Origin of the sequence: Gimesia alba, from assembly GCF_007744675.1 — a bacterium.
GTDB classification, from domain to species: Bacteria; Planctomycetota; Planctomycetia; order Planctomycetales; family Planctomycetaceae; genus Gimesia; species Gimesia alba.
Genome location: NZ_CP036269.1, coordinates 639,743 through 651,493 on the forward strand (window position 1 = coordinate 639,743; position 11,751 = coordinate 651,493).

At 49.0% G+C, this 11,751-nt stretch carries 10 protein-coding genes; 2 read left to right on the forward strand and 8 right to left on the reverse strand.

Annotated features, from left to right (window positions below; translation table 11 throughout):
• Nucleotides 1-71: 71 nt before the first annotated feature.
• The 4 genes from ptsP to hpf form a co-directional block, all read right to left on the reverse strand.
• Nucleotides 72-1,835: a phosphoenolpyruvate--protein phosphotransferase gene (gene ptsP, locus Pan241w_RS02420; protein WP_145210444.1), complete on the reverse strand. Its 1,764-nt coding sequence runs from the start codon at nucleotides 1,833-1,835 to the stop codon at nucleotides 72-74.
• Between the two features lie 75 nt (nucleotides 1,836-1,910).
• Nucleotides 1,911-2,213, reverse strand: a complete 303-nt coding sequence (locus Pan241w_RS02425; RefSeq protein ID WP_145210447.1) for an HPr family phosphocarrier protein — start codon at nucleotides 2,211-2,213, stop codon at nucleotides 1,911-1,913.
• Between the two features lie 225 nt (nucleotides 2,214-2,438).
• On the reverse strand, nucleotides 2,439-2,912 hold the full coding sequence (locus tag Pan241w_RS02430; RefSeq protein WP_145210451.1) for a PTS sugar transporter subunit IIA: 474 nt from the start codon (nucleotides 2,910-2,912) through the stop codon (nucleotides 2,439-2,441).
• Between the two features lie 195 nt (nucleotides 2,913-3,107).
• Nucleotides 3,108-3,458, reverse strand: coding sequence for a ribosome hibernation-promoting factor, HPF/YfiA family (gene hpf / locus Pan241w_RS02435; RefSeq protein ID WP_145210454.1), 351 nt, complete (start codon nucleotides 3,456-3,458; stop codon nucleotides 3,108-3,110).
• A gap of 558 nt (nucleotides 3,459-4,016) precedes the next feature.
• Between hpf and Pan241w_RS02440 the strand changes: the two genes are divergently transcribed.
• The gene (locus tag Pan241w_RS02440; RefSeq protein ID WP_145210457.1) at nucleotides 4,017-4,313 is read left to right on the forward strand and encodes an FmdB family zinc ribbon protein; all 297 of its coding nucleotides are present in this window, start codon (nucleotides 4,017-4,019) and stop codon (nucleotides 4,311-4,313) included.
• A gap of 100 nt (nucleotides 4,314-4,413) precedes the next feature.
• On the forward strand, nucleotides 4,414-5,223 hold the full coding sequence (locus Pan241w_RS02445; RefSeq protein ID WP_145210460.1) for a Kelch repeat-containing protein: 810 nt from the start codon (nucleotides 4,414-4,416) through the stop codon (nucleotides 5,221-5,223).
• 50 nt (nucleotides 5,224-5,273) lie between these two features.
• Here the strand turns inward: Pan241w_RS02445 and Pan241w_RS02450 are convergent, their stop codons facing one another.
• From Pan241w_RS02450 to Pan241w_RS02465, 4 genes are all read right to left on the reverse strand, one after another.
• On the reverse strand, nucleotides 5,274-6,752 hold the full coding sequence (locus tag Pan241w_RS02450; RefSeq protein WP_198000283.1) for a polysaccharide biosynthesis/export family protein: 1,479 nt from the start codon (nucleotides 6,750-6,752) through the stop codon (nucleotides 5,274-5,276).
• A gap of 125 nt (nucleotides 6,753-6,877) precedes the next feature.
• On the reverse strand, nucleotides 6,878-7,711 hold the full coding sequence (locus Pan241w_RS02455) for a hypothetical protein (RefSeq protein ID WP_145210466.1): 834 nt from the start codon (nucleotides 7,709-7,711) through the stop codon (nucleotides 6,878-6,880).
• Between the two features lie 552 nt (nucleotides 7,712-8,263).
• A complete protein-coding gene (locus tag Pan241w_RS02460; protein WP_145210469.1) occupies nucleotides 8,264-10,405 on the reverse strand; it encodes a diguanylate cyclase in 2,142 nt (713 codons plus the stop codon).
• A 468-nt stretch (nucleotides 10,406-10,873) separates the two neighbouring features.
• Nucleotides 10,874-11,659 carry an IclR family transcriptional regulator gene (locus Pan241w_RS02465; protein WP_145210472.1) on the reverse strand — a complete coding sequence of 262 codons (786 nt, stop codon included), beginning with the start codon at nucleotides 11,657-11,659 and terminating at the stop codon, nucleotides 10,874-10,876.
• Between the last annotated feature and the right edge of the window lie 92 nt (nucleotides 11,660-11,751).

Genomic DNA, 11,751 nt, shown 5'->3' on the forward strand with positions numbered 1-11,751 from the left:
GTTCATCCGGAAATCAATATGTTCTGTCTGCTTGGTGTCAAAAGAGTGTTCCGCATCGTAACGTAATCTGGTTACAGGGGGAGTTCTTCATCAAACAGATCAGGACAAATTTTATACAATTCTCCTCTTAAATAACTTTCTACGTCACGGGCAACATCGATGGTCATCGCATGTGCGGCGATTTCCTCTGCCCGTTCTATTGTCAGATGTCTGATTACTTCTTTTACTTCCGGGATCGCCAGTGGAGTGGCACTGATCTGTCGGATTCCCAGTCCTGCCAATAATGGAATCGACTTGAGATCAGAGCTCATCTGGCCACAGACGGTGACCGGTATATTTTTCTTATGGGCCGCCTCCACAACCATTTTAATCAGCCTTAAAATCGAAGGATCTGAAGAATTGTACAGAGGCGATACTGCGGGATCAGAACGATCCACGGCTAGAGTATACTGAATTAAATCATTTGTCCCAATGGAGAAAAAGTCAACTTCTTCTGCAAATTCTTCTGCCAGAAGGGCTGCCGCGGGGACCTCGACCATCATTCCAATCGGAATATTCGGATTGAAGTCGACTCCGCGTTCTTCGAGGTCTTCCAGGACGTCTCCCACGATCATTTTGGCCTGACGCCATTCCAACAGGGTGGAAATCAGGGGAAACATGATCCGCACGTCGCCGTGGACGGCGGCACGGAAGATCGCTCTCAGCTGAGTTTTAAATAAAGGCAGGTCGCGCAGACTGAGTCTGACGCTCCGCAGTCCTAATGCCGGATTCATGCCTTCTTTTGCCAGGTGTCTGTAGCCTCGGGGGATTTTGTCAGCACCCAGATCGAGGGTTCGAATAACAATCGGCCGGTTTTTAGCAGCTTGAACGACGCGGCAGTAGGCATCGTAGTGGACTTCTTCCGTCGGTTCGGTATTGGACTGGAGATAGAGGAATTCGGTTCGATACAGGCCAATTCCATCTGCGCCCCGTTCCCGGCAGTGTTCGACTTCATTGGGGAATTCAATATTCCCCATGACGTGGATCCGAGTTCCGTCCTTCGTTTCAGAGCGGATTTTTCGGCGGGCCGCCAGTCGGGCGGCCATCGAACGCTGACGTTCTCCCGTATCTTTGTATTTGGCGAGCGTTTCTTCGTCGGGGTCGATGATGATTTCGCCGTTATTGCCATCCACGATGACCATATCACCGCCGGAAATATCCGAGAGAAAGTCACCCAGACCCACGACAGCAGGAATTTCCAGGGCTCCGGCAAGAATCGACGTATGACTGGTTCGGCCGCCAACTTCAGTGGCAAAACCGAGTACAAATTCTTTGGCAAGACCCGCTGTTTCACTGGGAGTCAGATTGTTTGCCAAAACGATAATGGGCGTGGTTAGATTGGAAAGTTCTTCTCGTTTCTCACCCAGAAGCTGTTTCAGGAGCCGTTTTTCGAGGTCAATAATATCACTGGCCCGTTCTGCCAGATAATTATCGCCCAGATGCTGGACTAGTTTGGTGTAACGGCGGAAAACCCGGCTGGAAGCATGTTCCGGAGAATAGCATTTTTCGCGAATCAGGGTTTCGATCTCTTCGCGCAGTCGCGGTGAGCTGACCATTTGCAGGTGAGCTGCGAAAATCGCTCCGTATTGTTCTCCCAGTTTATCTGAAGCGAGTCGTTCATTTTCAGCGATTTCTTCACAGACCGCGTCCAAGGCGGATTTCAGTCGCGCTATTTCTGTTTCGATGACATTGACGCTGACGAATTGACGTGGAATGCGAAAGTCTTCCGTCCCCAAAATGAGCGCGGGGCCGAAATTTACTCCCGGAGAAACTGCAATTCCACGTTTAACAAGCATTCAATTAGGGCCTACTATGGCGCTTTCAACAGACAGGCAACTGGCGGGAAGCCACTCAGTCGGTGTGTACGGGGGTTATTCAGATGGATCAGACGTTTCTTCGAATTTTTTATACCCTGATTCAAAAAACTGAACGATTTCTTCCATGAGTTTGCTGGCATCTTCTCCACTGGCTTCTAATACCAGTTCGATATCGGTCTTCGCCTCCAAGGCCAGCAAATCAAAGGCTTCTTTGGCACTGCCGGAAACGTCTCCATTCGAAATCGTCATTTCACAGTTATAAGTGCGTGCGATTCTGACGATTTCCGAGATCGGACGAAGGTGCAGCCCCTCTTTCATTTTGACAGTGACGATCTGACGACATACAGATTCTTGCATGGCACTAATTGATAACTACTCAAGCAACCTGAAAAACAAACCGTGTCTCATTCAGGAATGATGGCATTTTCAGTGAGATTTCGTAATTACCCCTTTCCTCATTGTCCGACCAGAAATGAGCCAGAGTCGAGCATCTCTTCTGAAACTCAAAATGAATGGTCGGCATTGGCGGCAAGTATGAGCTGAATTCGAACAGGTTCTCCCTGACTTTGTGTGTCCAGGTACTTAATCCAGCTGATTGCTGTCAGCTTCGTTAAGTAGTTCAACAATGTCTTCTATGTTTTTGGATTGACGGAGAAAATTACAGAATTTTTGATTCCGCAAATGGCGGGAAATATTTTCCAGCCCGCGTAAGTGATCTCCAGGACGATCCAGAGGCGAAATTAGCAAAAACAAAATATAAACATCCTCACCATCGAGACTGGCGAAGTCGACACCTTCCGAAGAGAGGGCGACTGCGGCGGTCAGATTTTCTACGGAAGAATGTTTGGTGTGAGGGACGGCCACACCATTTCCGATACCGGTTGAACCCAGCTCTTCTCGCTTGAGAATTGCCGAGACGATACCTTCCTCATCTTCAGCAGAGATGCTGCCTGCATTTTTCAGGCTGGCAACCATCGTGCGGATTGCTTCTTCTTTGGTTGTTACATTCAATTCCGGAATGATCGCATCCGAAACCACGAAGTCTGTTAACTTCATGTATTCTTTCCTTCTAACTACATCTGCAAAAAAATCAGTGTCCGCGGTTAAAGCGCAAGACGTTGTTGTAAATTGCGACAGCTTAAACAACGGAGAATGAGGGGTATTGTTCCGAGCTGATCACACTTCATTATAATTATATTCTAAGTCAGTACTCTTTTATCACTCAGCCAAAAGTAACTGAGGACACAGGAATTATTCAGATTCTGCTTCCGCAATGTTGTTTTCCGCGATTTCATTCAAAGGAAGATCACGACGGTGGTCCTGAATTTTTTCCTTATATTTTTTAATTTGTTGTTCCATTTTACTCAGTGCGGAATGAAAGTTTGGTTTAACTTCATCTCCTTCTGCATGGGCAACAAAATTATGTTTGTGTTCTGCATCAACGAGAATTTCGACCCGATTCTGGTTTTCACCCTGGTCGATCGTTACCTGGATTGCAGTTACCCTCTCAAAGTACGTCAGTAACTTTTCAGACTTTTCAGTAATATAATCGCGGAGACCATCTGAAACGCTACCATGACGACAAGTGATCGCAACTTGCACGGACTATTCTCCTATTAAAAATACTACCCACGTTGTGTATACGTATGTGAGTTTGTCTGGGTTCAGCAATAGACGATGCTAACAGATTCTAGCTCGCGAGGTCCAGCAATACCAGTCACTAATTCTCAAGCTTCAGGTTCAAACATCAGGACCTTTTCCTCTTCTGCTGGAATGAGTATGATTCCGATAAGGCAGAATGAGGGGGCGGATGTGCATGAGGGGCGTGTTGCAAGCCGAGTTCCGCTGGCGTCTATTCACTGTCACATCGGCTATATTACATGAAATCTGCCTGATTTTAATGGATTATTCCGTCTTTGTAATGGAAACTAACAATAGGACACGGGTTCTACTGTCCGAGAAGGCTCCTTTTGAGTCTTCAGAAGCTGGTTTCACAGAGAAAAAGAGGAATTATCCCTGATATTCTCTGGTGGGCCTTGTTTTAGGTCTATCAAAATCTTTGTAAGCTGATGTGATCACAGTCAGGGAAGAACCCAGACTGGTGAGTTTTGAGGCTTAGCATCACGTTTTCCAAGTCGAGTTGAGAGGTAAAGAGTAGCAATGCCTACTTATGTTTATGAAGTGATTAAACCGGACGGAACGCCGGGTGAGCGTTTTGAGGTCATTCAAAGAATGAGTGATCCTGTATTAACGACCCATCCTGAGACGGGGGAGCCGGTGCGTAAAGTGATTACGGCTGCCCATTTTTCCGGAAAATGGTCGGATGCAGAAGCAAAGCGTACATTAAACGACGATAAACGTCTGGGCGAACTCGGTTTCACCAAATATGTGAAATCGTCAAAAGGGACCTATGAAAAAAGAGCCGGCGATGGTCCGGATCTGATTTCCGCGGATTAATTTTGTTTCGAATATGAAGTTGAAAAATGACAAACGGACGTCATTGATTGGGATATAGGATTGATCAGAGTTCTGTTTGTTGTGGGAGATTTCTTAAGCTATGAATTTACAGCGCGTGTATTTTGTTTTGATATTCATGCTCGTGAGCGGGTTGTCTGAGACAAGTCGGGCAGAAAATCAGGCAGCAGCGGTTCAGAAGAAAACAGAATATTCCAACGTTCAATGCGAGGGAGCCTATCCGCATCATCTGCAGGGAATCTGCATCGATGGGCAGGGGCACATTTTCTGGAGTTTTACAACGGAGCTGGTCAAAACTAATGCAGCGGGCAAGGTTTTGGTGAAAATTCCAGTAGGCAATCATCACGGGGATCTTTGTTTTCAAGGAGGTAAACTTTTTGTCGCGGTGAACTTTGGCGATTTCAATAACCCCCAGGGAAAAGCAGATTCATGGGTCTACGTATATGATGCAGAAAAATTATTGTTGATTGCCAAGCATCAGACTCCCGAAGTGATTTATGGTGCGGGTGGCATTGCCGTGCATGCTGGCAAGTTCATCGTGGTGGGGGGACTGCCGAAAGGTATCGAAGAGAATTATCTGTACGAATATGATCCGAATTTTAAGTTTGTCAAAAAACATGTTCTGAAAAGCGGCTATACCTTACTGGGAATTCAAACGGCGGCGTTTGCCGACAATCAATGGTGGTTCGGATGTTATGGAACGAAACTGTTAAAAGCAGACACCAGTTACCAGTTTCTTGCGAAATTTGATCTCGAGTGCAGTCTCGGCATTGATCGAATCAATGACAAGCTGTTGCTCATTGCCCGTGGCGGACGGGAAGGCAAACTACATACGGGGCGCGTGCTTCTAGCAGAGCCCACTGAAAAACAGGGTTTTATTATCCGCAAGTAGACGTCGGTTGTTTCGATTCAGGACGCGTTGAATGGAATCGGCTTAACTGGTTAGCGGCCTCCGCCGCCTCCCTGCAGATTGGATGCTGCCAGCCCGAACAATGCACCTTCCAGCAGGTGACGTTCCACAAAGGCCGCGATTGCTTCTGATTTGGTGTATTGCAGAATCACATAGTCGCCGGGCTGAATCAGCACGCGTTGACTGGGATGTCGCACCGCTTCATACAAATCGACTTTGATTGGCAATTGAGTTCCGTTAGGGAGCTGACGCAGGATGATGGCGTTGCTCGCACTGATGGTAACATCCTGGTTCAGCGCAGAAGGGCCGCCATTCGATTTGGTATTACTTCCGTTCTGTGATGCCTGGGCGATGGAGATCGCTCCCAGAATATCCAGGTCATAATCGCGGGGCAGCGTGTATTGTCCGCCCCCCAGCAGCCCACCGGTATAAAAGATTTCCGTGTCGCGGGATTCAATGAACACCACGTCTCCATCATGCAGAATGATATCGTTCTGTGTGAGGTGCACCTGTTCGCCGGGACTCAGGCGAATGGGGATTTTGATGATTCCGGAACGCTGCATGGTGGAATCATTGATGACTGTGGGGGCCATAAAGTCACCCGAATAGAAGCCGCCATCAGAAGAATAAAGTGGCTGACCCACCTGGAATGCCGTATCGCTTGGCAGCGGTGATGACTGAGGGATGGGAGTATAGGTGTCGGAGACCTGTTGGATCTGTTGACGGTTACCGTCATTGTTCGGGTTGGCAGAACCTGTCTGGATGGGTTGAGGGCAGATCGAATGGTTCATCTGATGGGCGGCGCCGCGAATGATATAAATCGAATTTTCTGCATCCAGTCCGGGTAGTCCTCCGGTTTCTGCCAGTGCGTGCAGGACATCGTTATTGTAAGCAGGTAAGTTGATCACGCGCCCCGTACCGCGTTTGGATCGTCCTACGTTTAAATTACCGACGGTTGTACCCACAATGTCATTCGCATTTTCCTGACGAATGACAAGCACTCGGTAGGAACGTGGTTTCTGCAGACTGATCAAAATGCGGTCACGGCCTTCGCGCAGGATCTTTTTTTCTGATGTATATTTGCGGCGGATTGTTTCTTCGAGCTGGGTCAGAGTCAGTCCGCGGGCAAAGACGGTTCCGATAAGCGGGAGTGAGATCGTACCATCTTCACGGATGGGGATCGGGTAACCCAGGGAAGGGGCGACTTCCTGTGTCTGAGGAAAATGAACCGGAGGCACATCTTTAAACTGGCCGAGAACGCCTTCGATGTAGACTCCCAGAACGTCTCCGGAATCGAGCAGATAATGTTTCGGCGCGGGTTGTCGTAGCAGAGAGAGGTCAATCGTCTCTTTGCCGGAGCGCACTTCTCCCTTGTATTCCATAGGCAGATATTGAGCGGGAATTCCCTTGATCGGATGAATGGCAGCACAGCCGTTGAAGAGCAGAGGCAACAACAGCGCGCAGAGAAGATGCCACTTGATTGCAGGCATTGTTTTAAGGTGTTTCAGCATCCTGCTCGAACCTCTCAATTCGAAGACGGCGTTGTTGAAGTGTTGCGACATCCTGTCGTTCATTTCCTTTGAATGAGTTTCGGTTCAGAACACACGGCGACTCAGGTACAGTGGGTTCTGAGTGACTACCTGTTAATACCAGGCTGCCTTTCCGAAATTCGCGGCAAACGTTGTATGTTTATCTGATTCTGTTGCTGGTATTGATTTGAAAGCGTTCTACGACTGGGTAACGGTGTATGGATTGGCGTATAAGGATACGACTGTAATTTGTACGGACTCGGTGGCGGATCATCGTTGATGTAAGCACGCGGTGCCGGTTTGCCGATTTCCGGCTGGTGGCGTTTTAATGCGGGAGCAGGAATTGTCTGCTGCACATGTAATGGTGGTTTCGGAGCCACAACGGGAGGCTGACTGCGAGGCTGCTTGGGGGGCAGTATCGGTTGAGCCTGTGGTTGTTTTTTCTGGGGAACCGCCTGGATTGGTTTGGGCTGACTCTGTTCTGGAACCGCCGGTGCAGGGGGAGCCGGTAAAGCCAGCGGGGGCTCCGGTAGCGTCATTTTCGGCGGTTGTGGACTTTGATTCTGGTACGGAGTGCTCAGTGGTGCTGGAGGTGCCGCCTGAGGAGTTGGCTGCGTTGGAGGGCTCTCCTGTCTGTAGGCTGTATTTTCATCCCAGTGATCGGCAACACTCTGGTTCCAGTCCATCAGAGAATACGGAGTGGCGATTTTATTATAATCGTAGCGTCCATCGGCGAGTGCGTGCTCGGCTCCCAGTTTATATCCGGTGAACCATTCCTGGACTTCCAGATAACCTTGCGGTGTTCGGTAATGGGCGGCCCAGTATTCTTCGGGAGGAACAGGTGGGACTTCACCCGAGTCACCTAGTGCGATATCGATGTAGGCTTGCTGGTATCCTTTGCGAAACGCTTTGGATGGTTTGTCTTTACAACTACAAGCCATTGTCTTTAAGGAGCGCTTAGCGCACTTTTTGGCTGCGTGCTTCACCACATATTTATCCAGGTCAGTTTGATATCCTTCCAGCGAACGATACGGATGTGGAGAACATTTATCATGATGAAACAGAAAGCATTTCTTAACACGGCAGGAGACGGTAGAGCATGTGTCATCATAATCTTCGTCTGTATGAGCGCACCCGGGAAGTCCTGTCAGAATTACAGCCAGAAAAGTGCAGAACAGTAGCCGCGATTCTGAGATGAACTCAAGAAAATGAGGACCGTTGTTGTCTATTTTGCAAACCACTAGTAAGCCACCATGCGCAGATTGAGTGTTTATCGATACGCTTGATTTATCGGGTTGGCGAGATTGGGGCGTGTATGGTTTTTCGTGTCTTGCGGGTTATAAGGGGGCGTAAGACAGATAGAATCGTTGGATATTCAAATATCGGATCAGTCAACGTGTTCCGTAAGGCTTCGCTAGATTGCCTGCCTTGGCGTGTGAGGGAACATGAAAGGGGGGAGAGGAGAGTGGACCGGCGGATTCTGCCGCTCAGGATTACTCTGCAGCGAAGTAATCTTTTAAGAGTCGGTAGACGCGATTGGCACGTTGCTGGAACAGCTGTGGTTTTTTGACCCATCCCTGTGGTGTAATTCGGATCATCACATCGACGCGTGGTGTGGAACTGCGGCTGTTAGAGTTCGCTTTTTTGGCGGCACACCCGAATTCGACTTCCACTTCAACTGGTTTTCGATCATCGGTTTTACCCCAGAAGGGGAGCAGTCCTGATTTGCCGAGTTGCATCACGGCCCGGTTTGTGTTGACTTCTGTCAACTTCGCACCATTGTCATTTACAAAACCGCCCAGCTTGTAAACGATAATGTCGGAGGAGATCAGTGCCTGGAATGTATTTTCAAAGACCATTTCATCAACGGTCGTCTCTACCGAATCGCTGATTGGGTCGATGCCGGACAATAGCTGGTGGCTGGTGAGGGAGCAAACCTTGTTGCGGCCTGTTTCTTTTGCGTGGTACAAGGCAGAATCTGCGCGGCGGAACAGACTTTCTACTGAGTCGCCTTCTTCAACCTGAGCCACTCCGAATGAGGCAGAGAGACCCGTTTTTTCCAGTTTCTCAAGCTTCAGGTTACTGACTGCCAGCCGCAGGCGTTCTGCTTTTTTCACCGCATGTTCCAAATCGGTTTCAGGGCAAAGAATCACAAATTCTTCCCCGCCGTAGCGTCCGACCAGTTCTCCCGAATAGGTTTCGTGCTGGAACAGGCGTGCCATTTCAACAAGAACATCATCACCCACCGAATGTCCGTACGAGTCATTAATGTTTTTAAAGTGATCGGCGTCGATAAACATCAGGCTCAACGGTGTCGGATCGGTTTCTTTGTTGAACCTGCTGAGCATGATCGCCAGTTGCGTTTCCAGTTCGCCTCGATTGGCAACGGACGTCAGAGCATCCATACTGGCTGCCTGTTTGAGGTCGTTGAATTCTTGAGGTCGTTTTAAGCCGCGGGACAGGTCGCGATAGATTTCTGCGATACCCATCAGGTGTCCGTCTTCGCCGAACATGGGAACCGACTGAACTTCAATGTTGATCAGGCGGCCGCCAGGACGTTCCAGCATGAATTCGGTGGTCATCGGCTTTCCATTAGCAATGACCCGGTTCATCGAGCATTCTGCTCTGGTCAGGCTGGTGCCTTCCTTGTTGGTTAGCGGCAGGCTGTTTGCGGTCCAGGCTTCACCCAGGATATCGATGGCCCGGATGTCGGCCAGTTTTTCCAGACCCGGGCTGAAGAGGAGAAACTGAAAATCGGCATTGACGATATAAAATCCGTCATACAGACTCTCAATCTGAAACAGATAGGAGAAAATGTTGTTGATCAGGTTGGCTTCCTGTGCTTCCTGCTCGCTGAATGGCTTGGGTTGATAAAGCCGGTTGACTTCAAGAAGTGCATCATGGAAGACGTCTTGTTCATTCTGTTCCCAACGTGAAAGGGCACAGACAATGTTTCCATCAAATTGAGTTCCAGCGGCCTCCATCAGGATGGCCATGATTTCATCATGTTTTTTGCCGGCCCGATAGACCTGGTCGGTCGCCAGAGAATCATAGGCATCGGCAATCGCCAGGATGCGGGCACCCTGATGCACGTCGCTACCAATATATTGAAAGCCGTTGGTCGCGCCACTGAAGTGGTAGCGGGTTTGTGAGAGTATTGTCAAAACTTCATGGTCGGTCTGACAGGCCTGCAGAACATCGATACCGATGTTGTGATAATGCGACATCAATTCAATTTCATCTGATGTCAGCTTGCCAGGCTTGAGCATGATATGGTCGGGGACACCGATCTTTCCGATGTCATGTAGCAGCGCGGCGATTTCCAGCCGTTTCAGATGAATTCCTTCCCAGCCTAAATTGGTGGCGATTCCTTTTGCCAGGAATGCAACGCGGCGGGAATGACATAATGTGGATGCATCGCGGGCCTGAAGTGCGGTGAGTAACTTCCGCAGGTGTTTGCGCGAGATGACTTGATCGACGAAATCCGTTTCACCCGATTCCAACGAGAATTCTTCGTGTTCGGTCGAAAGGGCGATGAGTTCCTTCAGGATCTGTGAAGAGCCCATATTATAGCTGCCATGCACAGACTGTTGCTGTGGCATGGAATTACTATTTGCTATGAGAGGACTGTTCATCTTGCGACCTTAACGCGGATACGAAAATCGAATGGAACTCTGACACAGTTTGTCACGTACAATTCGGTTTTCTGTTTCGCGCCACAAAAAATCTGATTTATCGCAATGTCTTTGTCAGGAGACGAATTTGTTTTGGTTCAATCACGCGTCACTATCACTGGGGAGTGAATAGGTTCTCGTATCAAAACAAAGACATAGTTACTGGGAGCATATTTAAGACACTGATGTCTGCTTGGCGTTGTTAATACAACCCAATGAATACATCAATGTGGATAGACTATATTTACACTAGGTCGGGAATGAAGGTTGTCAAATCGCAACATGAAATGGGACAGCAGGAACGACGGGCTCAAATCCTGATAATCCGAGTGGCAGGTTCGTGGTGAAATCAGCGGTCAGCGCGACTGGTGCGATTGTATGGACTGTGTGGATCCTTTGAAGCGGATTCCGTGATGTCGACGAGCAGACTTATCGATTAAATTCCACGGTGGCAGCATTCGCCCGGGATTGAACGATTTGCCCCAGCGATTCGTATTCATCCTGCGGAACTCGTTCTGCTGGCCCCGTGATCGTAAAGGCGGCGATGGCGATGCCATTCCGATCTCGAATCGGAGCGGCGATGCAGCGAATGCCTGTCAGCCCCTCTTCATGATCAATCGCATAGCCGCGTTGGCGAATCAGATCCAATTCATTGAGAAAAGCACGTTTTGAAGTAATCGTTTGTGGAGTGAATCGTTTAAAACGAATTCGATTCACCAGATCCTCGCGTTCATTTTCCGGTAAAAAAGCAGCGATGGCTTTTCCAGGAGCACAACTGTAGCAAGGCGCACGGGCACCGATCTCCGCAGAGTACTTGAAGGCGTGTCGCGCCAGCAACTGTTCGAGGATTACGATCTCGGTATCAATCAGACAACAGAGTTGCGTGGTCTCGCCGGTCATGTCACGCAGTTCCCGCATCGGGCCAATCGCACATTCTGATAAAGGGCGATCTTGCACGCTGGGAGGAATTAACTGCAGGAAACGGTTCGTGAGATAAAACTTTTTCGTCGCCAGATCGCGCGAGACATAGCCCATCTCTTCCAGTGCTTTTCCGATGCGTAATAAAGACGCCTGCGGAATGGAAAGTTGTTCGCTGAGTTCACTGAGGGTGCAGCCATGCGAATGTTTTGCCAGATATTCGAGCAAGGCAATGCCCCGCTGCAAACTGGGAGAGGCGGCTGCATCGGTTTTCGGATTTGTGCGCGGGACGCTCATTGTTGTTGACTTCATATATGAAATAGGTTTCAATAGTGAAATATGGTATGGGGTCAAGGCACGTGTGTCAACCTCATCCGCAGGAAATTGAC

Bases quoted from the DNA above. Each gene is read 5' to 3' on its own strand.
- Pan241w_RS02465 (WP_145210472.1), bottom strand. From the start codon at position 11,659: ATGAGCGTCCCGCGCACAAATCCGAAAACCGATGCAGCCGCCTCTCCC.
- Pan241w_RS02460 (WP_145210469.1), bottom strand. From the start codon at position 10,405: ATGAACAGTCCTCTCATAGCAAATAGTAATTCCATGCCACAGCAACAG.
- Pan241w_RS02455 (WP_145210466.1), bottom strand. From the start codon at position 7,711: ATGGCTTGTAGTTGTAAAGACAAACCATCCAAAGCGTTTCGCAAAGGA.
- Pan241w_RS02450 (WP_198000283.1), bottom strand. From the start codon at position 6,752: ATGCTGAAACACCTTAAAACAATGCCTGCAATCAAGTGGCATCTTCTC.
- Pan241w_RS02425 (WP_145210447.1), bottom strand. From the start codon at position 2,213: ATGCAAGAATCTGTATGTCGTCAGATCGTCACTGTCAAAATGAAAGAG.
- Pan241w_RS02430 (WP_145210451.1), bottom strand. From the start codon at position 2,912: ATGAAGTTAACAGACTTCGTGGTTTCGGATGCGATCATTCCGGAATTG.
- ptsP (WP_145210444.1), bottom strand. From the start codon at position 1,835: ATGCTTGTTAAACGTGGAATTGCAGTTTCTCCGGGAGTAAATTTCGGC.
- Pan241w_RS02440 (WP_145210457.1), top strand. From the start codon at position 4,017: ATGCCTACTTATGTTTATGAAGTGATTAAACCGGACGGAACGCCGGGT.
- Pan241w_RS02445 (WP_145210460.1), top strand. From the start codon at position 4,414: ATGAATTTACAGCGCGTGTATTTTGTTTTGATATTCATGCTCGTGAGC.